Below are 17,654 nucleotides of genomic sequence, written 5' to 3'. Positions count from 1 at the left end.
CTCCGGAACTCAACTACAGGAAAACGCGTGATTATGTCGAACGCGAACCCATATGCTCTGCTTTTCGAACCGGTCCAGATCGGGCCCGTCACAGCCAGAAACCGCTTTTATCAGGTGCCGCATTGCACCGGGATGGGGCATCTCAGGCCGCGGGCGGACGCTGCCGTTCGGGGAATGAAAGCAGAAGGTGGCTGGGCCGTGGTGTCCAATCAGGAGACCGAGATTCACCCGACCTCGGACTTGTCCCCGTTCCCCGAAGGGCGATTGTGGGACGCACGCGATGTGCCTGCGCTGCGGCTGATGACAGATGCAGTGCATTCACATGGCGCGTTGGCGGCCATACAGCTGGTTCATAACGGCAACCACGCGCAAAACCTGCTGACCCGCGCTCCGGTTCTTGCACCGTCCGAGATGTCTGTGGATACGACGCAACCAAAGCACGCGCAGGCCATGGACAAGGCCGATATCCGGGAACTCCGCCGCTGGCACCGCGACGCGGCCCTGCGCGCGAAAGAGGCCGGCTTTGACATCGTTTATGTCTATGCCGGGCACAACATGACATTGGCGCAACATTTCATGCTAGCCCATATGAACCAGCGCAGCGATGAATATGGGGGGTCGCTTGAAAACCGTGTGCGGCTGACCCGTGAGTTGCTGGAAGACACCCACGATGCCATAGGCGACAGCTGTGCCGTTGCGTTCCGCTTTGCCATTGACGAGATGATGGGCGCCGACGGTATGCAGGCAGCAGAAGAAGGCCGCGCGGTTGTTGAGCTATTGGCCGATCTTCCCGACCTGTGGGACGTGAATGTCGCGGATTGGTCCAATGACAGCGCAACGACCCGTTTCCAGCCCGAAGATGGCTATCAGAACGCGTTTCTGTCCCACGTCAAACAGATCACCCGAAAACCTGTTGTTGGCGTGGGCCGACTGACGTCCCCGGACATGATGCTGTCGATGGTCAAAAAGGGAATTGTCGACCTCATCGGTGCCGCGCGGCCATCCATTGCGGACCCTTTCATTCCAAAAAAGATCGAGGAAGGCAGGATCGACGAAATCCGCGAATGCATCGGCTGCAATATCTGCGTGTCGTCGGACAATCTGGGTATTCCGATCCGTTGCACGCAAAACCCAACGATGGGCGAGGAATGGCGCCGTGGCTGGCACCCCGAGATCATCGCGCCGAAAAAAAGCGAGGCCGAAGTGCTGGTCATCGGCGGCGGACCTGCGGGGTTGGAATGCACGATGCAATTGGCACGGCGCGGGTATCAGGTGACTCTGGCCGAGGCCTCGGCCGAATTTGGTGGACGGGTAGGTATGGAAAGCAGACTTCCCGGCCTCGCCGCCTGGTCGCGCGTGGTTGACTATCGCCTGAACGATCTGAAACAGCGGGCCAATGTTCAGTTATTCACGGACAGCAAGCTCGAAGCCGGACAAGTCGCCGAGCTTGGCATCGAGCATGTCTTTGTTGCAACCGGCAGCCATTGGCGTGCCGATGGAGTGGGTCGCAATACGCAGCGCCGCCTGCCTAGGGTCACGCCGGATGCCAAGGTGTTGACGCCTGATGACATCATGAAAGGCGTTCTGCCCCCGGACGGCCCGGTGATGATCTATGATGATGATCACATCTATCTGGCTGGGGTGATTGCCGAGAAATTGGCGACTGCCGGATATCAGGTCATTTTTGCCACGCCTGAGAGTTTGGTTTCGGCCTACGCCGTTCACACATTGGAACAGTCCCGCATCCAGGCCCGCATGATCGAACTGGCGGTCGATATCCGCTGCAATCAGGTGCTTACGGCGGTTCAGAGCGACGCGGTGCGGATAGGCTGTGCCTTTACCGACCGCGAAACTGAAATCCCGTGCGCCTCAACGGTTCTGGTGACCGAGCGCCAGCGTGAAACCGCCCTTTTCGACAGCCTGAAGGGAGCCGGTTTGAAAACCCTTGACCTCATTGGTGATGCCGCGTCGCCGGGGCTGATCGCAGACGCAGTTTTTGCAGGTCATCGCGCCGCCCGCGATTTCGAACGCCCAAAGGCCGATGCAGACAAAGACTGGTTTCGCCGTGAGATTATTGATTTGGCAGAGGATGCAACATGAACAGCACCAATGAAGCACCCCGTTCACGTCGTCGCGGGGGCGGGGGGCGCGCAGCGCGTCTGAAGGTACAACAGACGACCACGGGTAACGAAGCCGTACGCGGGGGTCTGAGCGGCGGACGCTATAGACCGCTGACTCAGACCGATATGGAGAACATCCATCATGCAGCCTTGACCGTCCTGGAACAAACCGGAATTACCGACCATTTCCCGGAGTTGCTTGAGCTGGTGCTTCCCAAAGGTGCAGTGCTGAGTGACCTCAACCGGCTGTGCTTCCCACGCTCCCTGATGGAGGACATTCTGGCAGGTGCCGCCAAGGAGTTTTACGTCTATGCCCGAGGGGAGCGCGAAGGTAAGGACGACATGCATTGCACGGCAGAAAGCGTCTATTTTGCCAATTCCGGCACCGCCGTGACAACATTCGATTCCAAATCCAAAACCTATCGTCCGTCGGTTCTGCGTGATGTTTATGATTTCACCCGCCTGGTCGACCGTTTGGAAAACATCCACATGCTGGGCGACACGGTTCTGGCGACGGATGTGACCGATGACTTCACCCATGACATGAACACCATTTATGCCATGCTTGCGGGCAGCCAAAAACCCGCCTGCCTGACGTTCCGCGACCGCAGCCACATTCCACATGCCATTCGCATGTTTGATCTGGCTCAAGGGGGCGAGGGGGCTTTCCTGAAAAAGCCAAGCGTCATATTCGGCGGCTGCCCCATTGTTTCCCCCTTACGGATCGGCAAGGAAAATATGGAGATCCTGATTGATACCGCCAAACTTGGCCTGACTGTCGATCTGGCCGTGCCACCTCAAGCCGGGGCCACGGCACCTGCGACGCTTGCGGGAACGCTGGTTCAGACCGTGGCCGAAACACTTGCCTGCGTTGCCATCGTCAACCTGATCACGCCGGGTTGCCCCATCTGCTTTGCGGCCTGGCCCTTCATTACGGACTTGCGCAGCGGGTCTTTTACTGGCGGCAGCGGCGAACAGGCGCTGATCGGTGCCGCAGCAATTCAGATGGGCAACTTTTACGGCCTTCCTACCTCGGTGGGTGCAGGTATGACCGATGCAAAAATACCTGATGCGCAATACGGGTTGGAAAAGGCGCTGACCTTTACCCTTGCGGCGCATGCTGGTGCCAATCGCCTGTGCGAGTTTGGTGGCATGATCGGTAGCCTGATGGGATGCAGCTTTGAAAGCATGGTCATCGATGACGAAGCGGGCGGCATGATCCTGCGATCGTTGCGTGGGATAGAGGTTACTGATGAAACCATGGCGGTGGATGTGATTCACCAATGCGCCATAGATCCGGGTCATTTCCTCGGCAATCCGCACACGCTGAGCTATATGAACAGCGAATTTGTCTACCCACAGCTGATGGACCGCGAGCGTACGGACACTTGGGAGAATGAGGGGAAAACGGATCTGTTGGACCGCGCCCGCAACAAGGCGAATTCCATCCTCGACAGCCATTTTCCTAATTATTTTGGTGCTTTGGACGCTCGGGTGCGCGAAGAATTCCCTATTGTACTAAGCGCGGAAAGCATGGCCCGCCATGGATAACTCCAACGCCAAGCAATGGGACAACGACCACTTCCTGCACCCGTGGGAAGGGATGGAGGCTTTGGGTGAAAACGACCGCACCTTTATCGAAGGCGCCAGCGGCATCCATCTGATAAACGAAAAGGGTGCTCGCCTGATCGACGGTCCGGGGGGAATGTGGTGCACCCAGATTGGGTATGGGCGCACGGAAATGGCCGAAGCAATGGCCGAGCAAGCCCGGAACCTTGCCTATTTCTCACCCTTCAACAACACCAACTCGACTGCGGCACAGTTCGCCCGCGAAATCGCCAAACGTGCGCCCGGCGATCTGAATAATGTCTTCTTTACAACCGGCGGTTCCACTGCGGTTGATACAGCCATCCGGTTTGTCCATTTCCGCAACAACCTTATGGGTCGGCCAGAGAAAAAGAAAATCATTTCAAGGCAAAAAGCCTATCACGGAAGCACTTATCTGGCAGCCAGCGTCAGTGGAAAAGAACGTGACAGGCTTTGGCTCGACAAGGCCGACGACCTGGCGCATTTCCTGCCGGACGTGAACCCGCTTTACCGCGCGCCCGGTCAAAGCGATGAAAGCTTTCTGAACGAGAAAGCTGCCGATCTCGAAAACGCCATTGTGGCACTTGGCCCGGAAAATGTTGCCGCTTTTATCGCTGAACCGGTTTTGGCCTCGGGCGGTGTCATCGTGCCACCAATCGGATATCACGCACGCTGCCTGAACATCTGCAGGAAGTATGATGTCCTGTATATATCAGACGAGGTTGTCACGGCTTTCGGCCGATTGGGTCAATGGTTCGCCTCCGAGGCTGTCTTTGGCATTCAGCCCGACATAATCACCTGCGCCAAGGGGATGACATCCGGGTATGCGCCGATGGGGGCCGCGATTATCTCAGATCGGCTGATAGCGGATGTTGCGGGAAAAGATGCCACCTTTTCAAATGGCTACACCTATTCGGGCCATCCGGTCAGCGCGGCTGCCGGGTTGAAAAACATCGAGATTTTCGAGCGGGAAAATATACTCGAACACGTTCAAAAAGTCGGCCCGGTTTTTCAGGATCAATTACAGCAGTTGCGTCAGATTGACATTGTGGCCGATGCCCGTGGGATGGGATTGATGGGGTGTGTTCAGTGCTCAGTCGATGGCGATCCCCAGAGCGAGCTTGGGCGCGACTATGAGATTGGCAGTCGTATCGATATGGAATGCCAGAAACGCGGTCTGCTTGTACGACCCGTGATCAACATGTGTGTTCTTTCACCGCCCCTCATCATTACAAAAAGCGAAATCGAGCATATGTTTGCTATTCTGCGACAAGGGCTAGAAGCGACATCCGAGTGGCTCGGCAGGATCAGTGGCCGGTGACTGTTGCAGGCTGTCGCTGCGAAAACCTGGAGATCGGCTACCGTAGCGGCATTTAGATCTTAAGGATTGCCAAGTTCGTTTTCGTCAAGGAGTTGGCGTATTTGCACTGCCCGAGCGACTATGGCATCTACACGTTGGTTCCAGAGATGGAGTGTTTCGGATCATCAGTGTAGTCGTTTGATTCTGTCGTGCACGGCCATTACAGGACCGGCTATTTACGTCCAGAGAGATCCCAAACAAGGCCAGTAAACGAAGGACGAGTTCGTAGCGCGTCAAGACAGTGACTACCGTTTCAACCTCGGGACAGCGTAATCAAAAGGATTCCCAATGCGATCAGGCTTGCCCAGCCGATACGGTGCAGAAAACGGGATTCCTTCAAGATGATCGCCGCGAGGGTCACTGAAACCGGGATCGATGCTTGCCGTACCGCGCTGACTGTGGCGGCTTCGGCCCCAAGCTGGAATGCGGTCAGGATGAACAAGTAAGACAGATAGGACGCAATCCCGGCAAAAGCGATCCGCACCGGTGCCTGTGCCCAGCCACGCACGACCCCCAGAAACGGGGCTGACAAGTGGCGATCTTCCCAGGCTCTGATGCCAGCAAGCAGCGGTGTCACCAGAATATAGGTGAAAAACAGGAAAGGTGCCGGATTGGTCAGCTTCATCGCTTGGGCATCGCTTAGCGAATAAGCGGCCGATCCCAGCATCGCCATACTTGCCAGCGCGAATGCTTTGTGATCATGCAGCAGCCCGCCAGGCGACTTCTGAATCATCAGGCTGCCTAGCAGGACCAATGCGATCCCCAGCAGGGTGAACCACGAGTAATGCTGATCAAGGGCCAGCCAGCTGAAGGCGACAATGGCAATCGGCGACGAACGGATAATCGGATAATAAACCGACAGGTTCCCACGTCTCAGGGCCGACAATGTGCCGTAGTAGTAGAAGGTCAACCCAAGGGCTGAGATTGCGACAAAGGGCCAGGTCTCAAGTGGCAGGCTCAATTCCTGACCCATAACCAGCGTATGAACCGCCGCCAGGATCACCCAGGTCAGAGACACTCCGACATAGCACGACACCGGATGCGCAACCCCTTTCAGCGTAAGGTCGCGCAATGGGTGGGTTGCCGCCGAAACCAGAACCAATGCGATCCAATAGGCTTCCATACCTCAGGTCTGATGCAATGGGTTACGTTGCAGGAAAGTGTTGAAATGCACCGTCAGCTGATCCTCGGCGATCTGTACGACACCGTAAGCCGGAGGTTCGTCGCAGAACTCGCCATCGACACTGGCCGCATTCAACGGAATCTGATGGTTGAGACTGGGCAGGCTGGTAAATGGAATACCGCGCCAGTTCACATAGGTCATGCGGTGCACATGGCCATAAAACACATGCCGAATGTTGCGCCCGTGTTTGAGGGCGTCAGCAAAGGCGTCCGCCTCGACCAGCCTGATCTCGTCCACAAGGGGAATGCCAAGGTCAAAGGGCGGGTGGTGCAGGAACACATAGGTTGGCTTGTCCTCGGCCTGGGTCAGTTGCTGCCTGAGCCAGTCCAGCCGGGCAGGGCAAAGCTGCCCTTCATGCACATCGCGCCCGTCTTTGGTTGAATCGAGAAACAAGAAAACCCCCTCATCTGTTTCGAACCGATGCTGGACAAACCCGTTGGCATCCTTTGGATGATCCGGGAAGATCGATTGGAAAACAGTTCTGTCGTCGTGATTTCCAATCAGCAGAAAAGAGCGGAGCGGAAATGCGGCCAGTTTCGCCTTGAGCGCCCGATAGGCCTCATCCTCAGCAAATTCAGCCAAATCGCCAGAGATGACACAGAACGCCGCATCGGAATGCCACCGAAGGATATCGTCCAAACAGGCGTCCAGCCGCTGGGATGGAAAGCCGCCGTTTAGCGGGCCGGAGTCGCGGACGAGGTGTATGTCAGTGATGTGAATGAATTTCATCAGCCATTTTCCCCGAGTATTGCAAGAAACAAGGTATCGACGAAGTTTGCCGATCACACGGATTTAGTAAGAAATTCACTGGGTTCACTCGCTTATACGCGACAAGGTTTGCAGTCGAACACGACAGAGTTCGCGAAACTTCCCCCAAAATGATGTGAAGCCGTAGTCCCGATAATCCTGCCGTATTGCTGTCGCGGGTACGCAAGTCTGAAACGGGCGCGGTACCGTGCCTAAACGAACATGTGGAACCCGGGCAGTTTTGCTTAGCTGAGAAAATGGAGAACCAATGTCGCGCACGCCGAGGAGGTAGATACGCTTAGGTTTGCCCTCTGTATGCCGCCGTCTCACACAGTGCAGCCAGTGTCATCACACCGCCTGGCCTGACTGGGGTGCCGACTTGCGTCCTCAGCAGCAGCCTTACGGGCAAGCAGGCTGCCAATCTCTGCACCCAGCTGCAGCTCTGAGACCTGGCCAAAGTGATGTGCTGCAATCCGTCCTGACTGATCCAACAGAACAAGGCTGGGCGTGCCGCGCATTCCGTATGCCGCCATGGTTTCCGGCAAAGGCCCGGTGCCCTGTTTGTCGACCGCCACAGGAAATTTGATACGGTATTCGTGAAGAAAGGCTTTCAGTGATACCGGGGTCATCGCGTCATGATGTTCGAAAACGGTGTGCAAACCGATTACGGCGACGTGTTCGCTGGAAAAATACTCCCGCACAGCTTGTGCCAGAGGAATGCCATGGAGGACGCAGCCTGGGCACAGCATCTGGAAAGCCTCAATCAGGACAACCTTACCCTGGAAATCCGAAAGCTTTAAATTCTTGTCAGTGTTGAACCATTCACTGACCTGTAGTTCAGGTGCTTGCATATTGGTCTCTCTTGTTCAAGGGCCGGGCGCCTGCGTGAAGCGACCGGCTGATACCGTTACTGAAGCTTGCCCGGTAGGCTCAGGTCGCCCGACGCAATGTCGAAAACATCCGTGACGCACAATAGCGGAGCGTGAATGTTGGCGTTTACCCGCAGAGCAGAGGTTACGCCATCATAAGCGATGCCTTCCAACTGAACGTCGTTGGAAAATCCGGCTTTGACTTGAATTTCCGGACCATCGAACAGCGGTGTGAACCCTGGGCTGTCCAGGAAGATTGGGAATCCAGGCCAGGTTGCAGGAAGCTTTGGCGTCGTCCCTTCAGGGATATCGCGCACTGCAAGGGCGCCTGGGCCGCAAGTTTCGGTCGGGGCGAGAACAACCCAGTGGCTGTGCCATTCGATTCCGTCGTTGGCTGGGTCGCCATCGCCGTTTTCATCAAACAGCGGGGTGTCGTCAAAATCCGGGTGGCTGGTTGCAGCCATTGCCAAGATGCCGGCGCCGCCTTCGAAACCTACTGCAGACGTATCCAGGGATGTAGGCCACACATAGGACCAGACGTCTGACCCTCCTACTGCCCCGGTTTCTGCCGGCACCGATGCCCCGGCAGTACCATTGGTGGTCATGTGGAACGTAATGGTATTGCCGTTGCGATGCGCATGCGCTGCAAGGATGTCAAAGTCGGCCACCTTGGCGACATCAGCGGGAGAGACAACAGCCCCCTCCTGATGTATCGCGTGATCGCCTTCTGCGACGGCGGACGAAGCTCCGATCACAACTGCAGCAAGTGATTTCCAGGTGAGTGTCATTTCTTATCTCCGGTAAAGTGATATCGACTCGCTACCAAACGGAGAAACATATTGCAACTTTAATTTCGACTCGCTACTTGTTGGGCATGAGAACCGCCCACAGTATTCGTATCCTTATCAACCGTCTTGCCCGGATAGATTCCGCTGCGGGCTGGACGGGCGACCTGAACCCGACACAAAGGGCGGCGCTGGAGTACCTTTCCGAGGCGAATCAGTTTTCCCGTTCACCGTCACATGTCGCTGAGTACCTTGGGACAACCCGCGGAACGATGTCCCAGACACTGAAAGCGCTTGTGCGCAAGGGATACGCTGCCGAGCACCGACAAAAATCTGACCAGCGGTCGATCTCGTACGAACTGTCCAAGGCGGGCGCCTCTGTTTTGACAGAGGCCAATCCGATTGCTGACGCCATCGGCAATCTGCCCTCCAGCGTTCAGGTGTCTCTCAAGGATGGTCTGCTTCAGAGCTTGATGTTGGCATTGGCAGCGAACGGTGGTCACTCGTTCGGGAAATGCATGACCTGCGCCTATCATAAGAAAGGTCAGAAAAATGGCTTCTGCAGCTTGCTGGAAGTGAGCCTCGAGCGTGGCGAAGAAGAAAAGATATGTATTGAACACAAAGAGGCCTGAATGACCCTTCCTGAACTATCGACAGTAATAGGTGGCATTTTCCTGGGTTGTGTCACGAACCGCTGGGAGGCAAAGCCGCCCTCTGCCATTCAGAAGGATCGGGTGTCTGGCCGTCAGGTCATTTCGCTTACTGGATTTTCAGATGATGCACAGGCGGACCTGACCGTGCATGGCGGTGCAGAAAAAGCCATTCACCATTATGCGCAGGATCACTATGCGGATTGGCAGAGAGAAGGGCAGCTGCCCCCCGGCGCAGAGCCCGCAGCATTTGGTGAAAACATCTCAACAACCGGTTTGACCGAGGAAAATCTGTGCATTGGCGACATCCTGAGGCTGGGCACGGCAATCGTTCAAATCAGCCAGGGCCGTCAGCCCTGCTGGAAACTGGGACTGCACACCGGAAATGAAAGGATGCCCTACCTGTTTCAGAAAACGGGTCGCACTGGGTGGTACTACCGTGTTCTGGAAACCGGCGAGGTCGAAGCAGGAGATCGAATAACGTTGATTGAAAGGCGCAATCCGGACTGGAGCGTGCAGCACGTGACCCGCGCCCGACTGACACGACGAGTTTCCCGCAAGGATGCCGAAGCCCTCGCAAATCTGACGGACCTCGCCCCTGGCTGGCGGCAAGCCTTTGCGCGCATGGCGATGGGCGACGTAAAAGAAGATACGCGCGCGAGATTGGGGAGCATGTCGAACACATCGCCTTAAGGCCCCACTGCGAGACTTCAGCATGTTTGTTGGAAGACATGGGCAGGTCGCCAGCGCGGTGCACATCGGCACGTCAAGGGGCTATATGAATTTCTGGCGGTTGATCAGCCAGGAAGTTTCCAGTGAACGTTCCGCTTTCGCAGTTAGGATATCAGTTCCGGTTGTCGGAAGGAGGGTCCGCATGCGGCGGACCAGGTCTTTTGCGCGCCATCTCAGAGATGGCAATCAAAGTTCCTTTGCCCTTCATCGGGCGGTCGCTATCTCCGAGATGAGCGCGCGGAGCCATTGGTGGCGAGGTGACGCTGCCTGGCGCATGTGCCAGATCTGCGCAATTCTATCGGGTGGCAGGTCGACGGGTGGGCTGCAATGAGCAAAGCCGGCAAAGATATTGTCCTTTAACCGCGCAGGCATAGTCGCAATAGTATTGGTCCCGCGAATAAGAGAGGCGATTGCCGAGAAACCGGGCAGCGTCACTGAGATGCGGCGATGCCTTTCCAGGTGGCTGAGCGCCAAATCGATAGCGGTAAGTTCGTGTTGCCCGGGCATCATGACCGCGTGGGGCAACGCGCAATAAGCCGCGATTGTATCAGGAGCAGTCACGTGGTCAGGGTCGAAATAGCAAAGATCATTGTCGGTCAGGATCAGTTTCTGCATCAAGTCGGCTTCGGTTCCGGTAAGCTCGGGCGCCAGCACCAGATCGACCTGCCCGTTGCGTAGTAGTTCGGCCCAGTCTTGTTGCGACTGCGCGCGCCAAATGCGCAGTTGTACCTTCGGTGCGCGGTGTCGCAACGCGTGAAATAAGGGTTTCAGCACGATTTCGGTCTCATAATCATTGGCGGCGATCACAAACTGGCCGCTGTCATCACGAGGCTCGTATTGCGCGGGTTCTGTAAATGCGTCCACTGCCTCCAGAATATGTTGCGCTTGTGCAAACAACTGGGCTGCGCGCGGCGTAGGAGAGATACCGCGCCCCATAGGGACAAACAGCTCATCTTTCACAATTCCGCGTAGCCGGTTCAATCCATGGCTGACAGTGGATTGTGTGACCTCCAGACGTCTGGCCGCCGCCGTGATCGAACCTGTGTCATAGACCGCGGCAAACATGCGTATCAAACGGACGCCGAGTTCCTTGTTATCGTTTTTCTTCATGAGTTGTATGGTTATTCTTTCTGTTATTTTCATCAATGAAAATCTCTATCTGGTCGCCACATGCAACCGAAAAGGTAAACCCATGCCGTTTAGAAGATCCGTCCTCTTTGCTGCAACCGCTGTGGTTATGGCGCTTTCCACTCCGCTCCATGCTGATAAGCTAAGCATTGACGCACAAACCCAGGCCTCGATCAAACTGGCCGAAGGGTTCTATCGGGATGTTTTGGTTTACCGGAACCTCAACAATTTCGGGAAGTACATCGGCGATACCTATGTTCAGCATGCCACCGCATATGGCGACGGGCCGGTTGAGTTGATCAAGGCCGTTGCCAGTGAACTGACTGCCGATCCTGATGTGCAGGTGGATCTCTACCGTGTGCTTGCCGAGGGTTCCTATGTTGCAATCCATTCTGTCTGGACCGGCAGTAACGGGGACCAGTACGTCTATGTTGATGTCTGGCGCGCCGAGGACGGAAAACTGGTCGAACACTGGGACCACTACCAGCAGGTCCCCGAAAGCGCGGCGAATGAAAACACCATGTTTCAGGGACCAAACGCAGATGTTTATTCCGATCAGAATATCGAGCAGAACCGTGAACGTGCTATCGCCGTTCTGAAAAGCTTTGAAAACCCAAGTGATCTATCAGCGGTCGAAGCGTATATCTCCTCCGAGAACTATATACAGCACAACCCGAGCGTGCCGGATGGGCGCGATGCTCTGGCAGAATACTTGACCGGACTAGCTGCTGATAACGTGCGCCTAAAAACAGAAATTGCCAAGACTATTGCGATGGGCGACATGGTGCTGGTTCATTCGAAGCAGACCAACCTCGACATTGAGGGCGATCTGGGCATCGGATTTTTCGATATCTTCCGCTTTGATGACAATGGTTTCATCGTAGAGCATTGGGACATCGAAGAAGCGCAGACCGGAGAATCTGCAAACACCAACGGCGTGTTCGAGTATTGAGGATCAGGAGAAACCCCATGACCATCAAACCCGGCAATGTGCACAGGCGAGGATTTCTAAACAGGATGGCCGGAGGTTTGACTGCCGCCGGTACAGCGATGATCGCTGATATGCTGGCAACGCGGGCCTACGCCAGCGCGGTTGATGGGAAGGGGGTTTCGAAACTCAGAAAAGGAGCCTATGGCATGAGAAGCAGCGAAGCCCCCGTGTCAATCGGCCGTGTGGCACTGATTGTGAACAATCTGGACACTGTTGGGACCTTTTACCAACAAGTGCTTGGCCTTGAGGAATTGGCGCGGGATGGCGAAACCCTGAAACTGGGCGCAGGAAACAACGTTCTGCTCGAGTTGCGCCAAGACCGTGCTGCGCGGCGCTATCCGCATGCGGCGGGTCTTTTCCATACAGCTTTTCTGATGCCGGACCACGATTACCTGGGACGCTGGCTGATCTATGCTGCACAAAACCGCATCCCTTTGACCGGGGCGGCGGATCACGACGTCAGCGAGGCGCTGTATCTAAACGATCCAGAAGGCAATGGGATCGAAATCTACGCCGACCGGCCTGTTGAAACATGGCAGATGGATGGAGAGTATATCCGCATGGGCTCGCATCATCTGGACCTGGAGGCCATTGCAGGTGCGGCCCGTCAAGACTGGTCCGGGGCTCCGGAAAATATGGTGGTCGGACATGTCCACCTACAGGTCGGGGATATCAATGCGGTCGACGAATTCATGACACGACATCTAGCGCAGGATCGCATGCTGCACGAAGGTTCAGCAGGGTTCTACAGTTCGGGTGGGTACCACCATCACTTTGCAGGCAACGTCTGGAACAGCAATGGTGCAAAAGCTCGTCCAACTGACAGCAGCGGCTTGGATGAGATCGTGCTGTTGACGGATGGGACTGTATTGCAACCGCAAGAGCTGACAGACCCTTGGGGAACGCGGTTCACTGTCGAAAGGAAGTGAACCTGCATGATTGGCCAAGAACAAAGGCGTATCTTGCAGGCCGGACAGCGGTAAACTCCTGCGGCGTGGCCGGAAGGTGGAAGCCGGGCGCGGCTTCCACCAAGGGGGAATACCACGCCGGGTCATTTCCGCAAGTCAGTTGCTATCATTCATGATCCGGTCGAAAACATGCGGATCTGTGACGCCCTCTGACCCGATCAACATCACTCGGGATCGCGGCGTAATTTGAAATTGTTTTCGCAAGTCGGTGCGCATCGACGCGCAGATCAAGCCAATCAGACCGGCCACGGCGCTTTCTCCGGCTTCGATTGGCTCATCTCCGAAAGCGCCGTTTGCCAATAGGCGGACGGCCGGTGCCACAAGCTGGTCAGGGATTTTCATGAAACCGCTGGCGGCCTCTTCCAAAACGTTCCATGCCAATTCGGACGGCGCGCCGCAGGATAGCCCAGCCATTATGGTTTCTTCGCCTACTTCGACGGCTGTAGGCCGATTTGCCTGGGCGCTTGCAAAAAGGCAGGGGGCCAATTCAGGTTCGACCACGATGACGCGCGGCGCATTCTGCTCCCATTCGTGGAGGAATACCGCGGTGACGGCAGCCGCTAAGCCTCCAACGCCGCCTTGAAGGAAGACATGAGTGGGTGGCAAAGCCAAATCCTGCACGATCTCGCGCGCCATGACCCCGTAACCAGCCATGACATCAAGAGGTGCCTGAGTGTAACCGGGCCAGGAAGTATCTGAAACAATCAACCAACCGTGTGCCGCTGCATCGGTCCGGGTCTGTGCCACGGAAGCGTCGTAATCTCCATCAACCCTGATCACTTCGGCCCCCAGCTGGCGCATTGCGTCGGCGCGGAATGCGCTTACTTCTTTGTGAATGTAAATTCGGCATGGCGCGCCGAAGCGCTGGGCACCCCAAGCCACTGAACGACCGTGATTGCCATCTGTCGCCGAAATGACGGTTATGTCTGCAATTCCGGCAGTATGGGTGCCGTTTCGGATCTCATCGGCAGTGACTTCACGGCCTGTCTTTTTGGTTAATTCGCGCTGTAATACTCGCAGAACCGCATAAGCGCCGCCAAGTGCTTTGAAACTGCCCAAGCCAAATCTTAACCCTTCATGCTTGTAATAGACTGCGCCCAGATCCAGTGCTTCGGCTAGACCTTGAAGAGACGGCATTGGCGCTCTTTCGTACCCACTCCAGCTTTGAATTTCCCTCTGTGCGAGGTCAAATCCCTCGCGGGGTAAGGTGGCTGTGGCGGCATGGCCAAAGCCTGGCTTGGCTGTATGGCTTTCAATTCCGACTGTCTCAAAGTTTGCGAGCATTTGTGGTCCTTCCATTGTTGGTGCAAATATAATTCAATGTCAGTGATGTTTTCGCTCTGAATTGCTGGTAATTTTGAAGCAAACTTGCATGAGGTCGCCGTGAAACAAAAATATTTATCAGGAAGTCTGGATAGCTTCGATCTCGCGATTCTTAGGGTGTTGCAGCAGGACAATACGGTGCCGCACCGTCAAATCGGTGAAAGCGTGAATCTGTCTGCGCCCAGCGTGCAGCGGAGGATCAAACGCATGGAGGCGGAGGGCGTCATTGCCGCGCAGTCAGCGCATATTGATCCGGCAGCCGTGGGATTGCCGCTGACCATTTTCGTCGAAGTCGAACTAAAAACCGAGACTGGCGGAAAAATCGATGAAATCAAGAAAAGCTTCTATGATGCCCCTGAGGTTCAGCAATGCTACTATGTTACTGGTGAAGTGGATTTTGTTCTGATCGTTATCGTTCGAGATATGTCCGAATATGAAAAGCTTACCCAACGGTTGTTCTTTTCGAACAAGAACATCCGAAAGTTCAGAACATTCGTTGCAATGGACCGAACAAAGTCATCCATGCAGTTGAACATCTGACTTGTGCCTCTCCAGAGCATGTAGTCTGGCGGGGTATTTGACTTTTGCGCGGCGAGAACTGGAAACAAAGTGCTTGTGCATTCCAAATCTGCCAGAAACCTGGTGATCTGGGCGGTAAATCCTGCCGAGATACCTCTCGGTTTACCTGGAAAATAACCACGTTTCCTGAGGTATTGAGGTTGGGACACATTTGCCCCAACCTCATCCAGGTAACAGGAGTTTGTGTTATGATTTGATACGGTCCATTTTGGGATCGTAAAGCGGTTGAAGTGTCACGTCGCAGGAGACACGTTGGGTCGCAACCTCCAACTCATACGTGCCGGACGTAACAAAATCTGCATCGACGCCGAACTGATTTCGGACATAGCCGTAACCGATGGATTTACCGGTTGTATAGCCATAGCCTCCCGACGTTAGCCAACCCACCCGTTCTCCATCCCGGTATATCGTTTCGCGGCCCAACAGCACCACATCGGGGTCGACGGTGAAGCAGGCCAGCATCTTTTTGACGCCCTCGGCCTTTTGCTTCTCGCTTGCCGCGCGACCCTTGAAGTTTATGTTCTTGCGCAGTTTCACAGCCCATCCCAGACCGCTTTCAAACGGCGTGTGATCGGGCCCGATGTCAGACCCCCAGGCGCGGTAACCCTTTTCTAGCCGAAGAGATTCAATTGCGCGGTAGCCCGCATTAACCAGCCCTTGCGGTTGCCCTGCTTCCATCAGCGCGGAATAGACTGTTTGCGCGTATTCGACAGGCAAGTGCAGTTCCCAGCCAAGCTCGCCCACGTATGTCACCCGCAGCGCCTTGACCGGGCAACCCGCGATGCCGATTGTCCGGATCGTGCCAAACCTGAACCCGTCATTCGAGACATCATCACGGGTAACTGCCGCCAGAATATCTCGTGCTTTTGGCCCCATCAGCGACAACACTGCGTTCGAGGAGGTGATATCGAACAGCTGGCAGTTCAGCCCGTCCGGAATATTTCGGCTGATCCAGTCAAAATCGTGGGTGGCATAGCCGGTACCAGTGACAATGTAGAATTCATCATGTGCTACACGGCCCACGGTCAGGTCGCATTCAATTCCGCCCTTGTCATTGAGCATCTGGGTATAGACCAGCGCACCCACCGGTTTGTCCACATCATTGGCACAAATCCAGTTCATCGCCGCCAAGGCGTCCGGGCCTTTCAGCGCGAATTTGGCAAATGATGTTTGATCGAACAGCACTGCCGCTTCTCGGGCCGCTTTGTGTTCACGGCCAACAGCAGCGAACCAGTTCTGGCGACCAAAGCTGTATTCGTCCTTGGGCGTTTCACCCAGCGATGCGTCGGCAAACCAGTTTGGACGCTCCCAACCCAGTTTTTCACCAAAGCAAGCGCCCTGATCCATAAGCGTATCGTACAGCGGTGACTTGCGGCAGGGGCGGCCGGACTCGTGTTCTTCATGAGGCCAGGCCATAGTGTAGTGTTTGCCATATGCTTCGACTGTTCGGGTGCGAACCCAATCGGTGTCGAAATGCGGGCGGCCAAAACGGCGAATGTCGGCGGACCACAGGTCAAAGGGCGGCTCGCCCTTGGCGGCCCATTCTGCCAGCACCATTCCGGCGCCACCGCCAGAAGCAATGCCAAAGGCGTTGAAACCAGCACCAACAAAGAAATTCTTCAGCTCTGGTGCTTCACCTACAATGAAGTTGCCATCCGGAGTGAAGCTTTCGGGACCATTGGTTAGGGTCTTGATCCCTGCGGTCTCCAACGCTGGCACCCGGCCCAGCGACAGCTCTATGATCTGTTCGAAATGGTCGAAGTTACTGTCGAGCAAGGTGTAGTGGAAATCTTTAGGTATGCCATTCACCGCCCATGGGACTGGGTTCGGCTCATAACCGCCCATGACGAGCCCACCAACTTCTTCCTTGTAATAGGTCAGCCGATCGGGATCCCGCAGGGTAGGCAGATCACCGGGTACACCAAATGGTTCTGTGACCATGTACTGATGTTCCATTGGCACCAGCGGCACATTCACACCGAACTTGGCGGCAAAGTCGCGCGTCCACTGACCGGCACACACGATCACCTTTTCACATTCGATACGGCCATGTTCAGTGATTACGGCGCGGATCTTGCCGTTCTCGATTTCAAGATCGGTGGCCTTGGTATCCTCGAATATCTTCGCGCCTGCCATGCGCGCTCCCTTGGCCAGCGCCTGGGTAATGTCCGAGGGGTTTGCTTGCCCATCGGTGGGCAGGAACGCCGCGCCGATGACGTCACCGATATCCATCAGCGGCCAAAGATCCTGCGCTTCCTTCGGGGTTAGCAGCTGCATGTCCAGACCAAAGGAATGGGCTGTGGTGGCCTGCCGTTTGACCTCGGTCCAGCGTTCCTCGTTGCAGGCGAGACGCAAACCGCCATTCATTTTCCAACCCGTTCCCAGACCGGTTTCTTCTTCAATCTTGTTGTACAGATCGACTGAATATCCCAGCAGCTGAGTGATATTGGCGTTCGAACGCAGCTGCCCCACCAGACCCGCAGCATGGAATGTGGTGCCCGAAGTCAGCTTTTTGCGCTCCAGCAGCACCGTGTCGGTCCAACCGAGCTTGGCAAGGTGATAGGCGGTCGAGCAGCCGATGATGCCGCCGCCGATGATGACGGCTTTGGCTGTATTTGGAAGGTCGGTCATA

15 protein-coding genes are annotated in these 17,654 nt (G+C 55.7%); 8 read left to right on the top strand and 7 right to left on the bottom strand.

Annotation, left to right across the window (positions count from 1 at the left end; genetic code table 11):
• The first annotated feature begins 33 nt into the window (after window positions 1-33).
• The 3 genes from ACR0DY_RS12015 to ACR0DY_RS12005 are packed head-to-tail and all read left to right on the top strand — an operon-like array spanning window position 34 to window position 5,028.
• A complete protein-coding gene (locus tag ACR0DY_RS12015; protein WP_480487990.1) occupies window positions 34-2,100 on the top strand; it encodes an FAD-dependent oxidoreductase in 2,067 nt (688 codons plus the stop codon).
• Window positions 2,097-3,671, top strand: a complete 1,575-nt coding sequence (locus ACR0DY_RS12010) for a trimethylamine methyltransferase family protein (RefSeq protein WP_480483505.1) — start codon at window positions 2,097-2,099, stop codon at window positions 3,669-3,671. Before ACR0DY_RS12015 ends, ACR0DY_RS12010 begins: the two co-directional genes overlap by 4 nt.
• Window positions 3,664-5,028 carry an aminotransferase gene (locus ACR0DY_RS12005; RefSeq protein ID WP_480898364.1) on the top strand — a complete coding sequence of 455 codons (1,365 nt, stop codon included), beginning with the start codon at window positions 3,664-3,666 and terminating at the stop codon, window positions 5,026-5,028. Before ACR0DY_RS12010 ends, ACR0DY_RS12005 begins: the two co-directional genes overlap by 8 nt.
• A gap of 292 nt (window positions 5,029-5,320) precedes the next feature.
• On the opposite strand, the gene ACR0DY_RS12000 is transcribed toward ACR0DY_RS12005, so the two are convergent.
• The 4 genes from ACR0DY_RS12000 to ACR0DY_RS11985 form a co-directional block, all read right to left on the bottom strand.
• The gene (locus ACR0DY_RS12000; RefSeq protein WP_480487995.1) at window positions 5,321-6,190 is read right to left on the bottom strand and encodes an EamA family transporter; all 870 of its coding nucleotides are present in this window, start codon (window positions 6,188-6,190) and stop codon (window positions 5,321-5,323) included.
• A 3-nt stretch (window positions 6,191-6,193) separates the two neighbouring features.
• Window positions 6,194-6,979, bottom strand: coding sequence for a phosphodiesterase (locus ACR0DY_RS11995; RefSeq protein WP_480898361.1), 786 nt, complete (start codon window positions 6,977-6,979; stop codon window positions 6,194-6,196).
• A gap of 344 nt (window positions 6,980-7,323) precedes the next feature.
• Window positions 7,324-7,848: a redoxin domain-containing protein gene (locus ACR0DY_RS11990; RefSeq protein ID WP_480898359.1), complete on the bottom strand. Its 525-nt coding sequence runs from the start codon at window positions 7,846-7,848 to the stop codon at window positions 7,324-7,326.
• 56 nt (window positions 7,849-7,904) lie between these two features.
• The gene (locus tag ACR0DY_RS11985; protein ID WP_480546018.1) at window positions 7,905-8,654 is read right to left on the bottom strand and encodes a hypothetical protein; all 750 of its coding nucleotides are present in this window, start codon (window positions 8,652-8,654) and stop codon (window positions 7,905-7,907) included.
• On the opposite strand from ACR0DY_RS11985, the gene ACR0DY_RS11980 reads away from it, so the two are divergent.
• Window positions 8,648-9,283, top strand: coding sequence for a MarR family winged helix-turn-helix transcriptional regulator (locus tag ACR0DY_RS11980; protein WP_480483493.1), 636 nt, complete (start codon window positions 8,648-8,650; stop codon window positions 9,281-9,283). The two genes, ACR0DY_RS11985 and ACR0DY_RS11980, sit on opposite strands and share 7 nt — an antisense overlap.
• The gene (locus ACR0DY_RS11975; protein ID WP_480483491.1) at window positions 9,284-9,994 is read left to right on the top strand and encodes an MOSC domain-containing protein; all 711 of its coding nucleotides are present in this window, start codon (window positions 9,284-9,286) and stop codon (window positions 9,992-9,994) included.
• A gap of 243 nt (window positions 9,995-10,237) precedes the next feature.
• Here ACR0DY_RS11975 and ACR0DY_RS11970 read toward each other — a convergent pair whose 3' ends face one another.
• Entirely contained in the window at window positions 10,238-11,143 is a 906-nt protein-coding gene (locus tag ACR0DY_RS11970) for a LysR family transcriptional regulator (protein ID WP_480483489.1), read from the bottom strand.
• Between ACR0DY_RS11970 and ACR0DY_RS11965 the strand changes: the two genes are divergently transcribed.
• A complete protein-coding gene (locus ACR0DY_RS11965) occupies window positions 11,124-12,113 on the top strand; it encodes a nuclear transport factor 2 family protein (RefSeq protein WP_480483487.1) in 990 nt (329 codons plus the stop codon). The genes ACR0DY_RS11970 and ACR0DY_RS11965 overlap by 20 nt on opposite strands.
• A 17-nt stretch (window positions 12,114-12,130) precedes the next feature.
• Window positions 12,131-13,081, top strand: coding sequence for a VOC family protein (locus tag ACR0DY_RS11960; RefSeq protein ID WP_480483485.1), 951 nt, complete (start codon window positions 12,131-12,133; stop codon window positions 13,079-13,081).
• Between the two features lie 135 nt (window positions 13,082-13,216).
• Here ACR0DY_RS11960 and ACR0DY_RS11955 read toward each other — a convergent pair whose 3' ends face one another.
• Window positions 13,217-14,404, bottom strand: coding sequence for a diaminopropionate ammonia-lyase (locus ACR0DY_RS11955; protein WP_480483483.1), 1,188 nt, complete (start codon window positions 14,402-14,404; stop codon window positions 13,217-13,219).
• Window positions 14,405-14,488: 84 nt separating this feature from the next.
• Between ACR0DY_RS11955 and ACR0DY_RS11950 the strand changes: the two genes are divergently transcribed.
• Window positions 14,489-14,983 carry an Lrp/AsnC family transcriptional regulator gene (locus ACR0DY_RS11950; RefSeq protein ID WP_480483481.1) on the top strand — a complete coding sequence of 165 codons (495 nt, stop codon included), beginning with the start codon at window positions 14,489-14,491 and terminating at the stop codon, window positions 14,981-14,983.
• 225 nt (window positions 14,984-15,208) lie between these two features.
• On the opposite strand, the gene ACR0DY_RS11945 is transcribed toward ACR0DY_RS11950, so the two are convergent.
• Window positions 15,209-17,653 carry a GcvT family protein gene (locus tag ACR0DY_RS11945; protein WP_480546020.1) on the bottom strand — a complete coding sequence of 815 codons (2,445 nt, stop codon included), beginning with the start codon at window positions 17,651-17,653 and terminating at the stop codon, window positions 15,209-15,211.
• Window position 17,654 lies beyond the last annotated feature (1 nt).

Source organism: Ruegeria sp. O6 (genome assembly GCF_056535045.1).
This window is presented reverse-complemented; position numbering and strand designations above follow the sequence as displayed.

Bases quoted from the DNA above. Each gene is read 5' to 3' on its own strand.
- ACR0DY_RS12010 (WP_480483505.1), top strand. From the start codon at position 2,097: ATGAACAGCACCAATGAAGCACCCCGTTCACGTCGTCGCGGGGGCGGG.
- ACR0DY_RS12005 (WP_480898364.1), top strand. From the start codon at position 3,664: ATGGATAACTCCAACGCCAAGCAATGGGACAACGACCACTTCCTGCAC.
- ACR0DY_RS11985 (WP_480546018.1), bottom strand. From the start codon at position 8,654: ATGACACTCACCTGGAAATCACTTGCTGCAGTTGTGATCGGAGCTTCG.
- ACR0DY_RS11975 (WP_480483491.1), top strand. From the start codon at position 9,284: ATGACCCTTCCTGAACTATCGACAGTAATAGGTGGCATTTTCCTGGGT.
- ACR0DY_RS12015 (WP_480487990.1), top strand. From the start codon at position 34: ATGTCGAACGCGAACCCATATGCTCTGCTTTTCGAACCGGTCCAGATC.
- ACR0DY_RS11995 (WP_480898361.1), bottom strand. From the start codon at position 6,979: ATGAAATTCATTCACATCACTGACATACACCTCGTCCGCGACTCCGGC.
- ACR0DY_RS11960 (WP_480483485.1), top strand. From the start codon at position 12,131: ATGACCATCAAACCCGGCAATGTGCACAGGCGAGGATTTCTAAACAGG.
- ACR0DY_RS11945 (WP_480546020.1), bottom strand. From the start codon at position 17,653: ATGACCGACCTTCCAAATACAGCCAAAGCCGTCATCATCGGCGGCGGC.
- ACR0DY_RS11970 (WP_480483489.1), bottom strand. From the start codon at position 11,143: ATGAAGAAAAACGATAACAAGGAACTCGGCGTCCGTTTGATACGCATG.
- ACR0DY_RS11990 (WP_480898359.1), bottom strand. From the start codon at position 7,848: ATGCAAGCACCTGAACTACAGGTCAGTGAATGGTTCAACACTGACAAG.
- ACR0DY_RS12000 (WP_480487995.1), bottom strand. From the start codon at position 6,190: ATGGAAGCCTATTGGATCGCATTGGTTCTGGTTTCGGCGGCAACCCAC.
- ACR0DY_RS11955 (WP_480483483.1), bottom strand. From the start codon at position 14,404: ATGCTCGCAAACTTTGAGACAGTCGGAATTGAAAGCCATACAGCCAAG.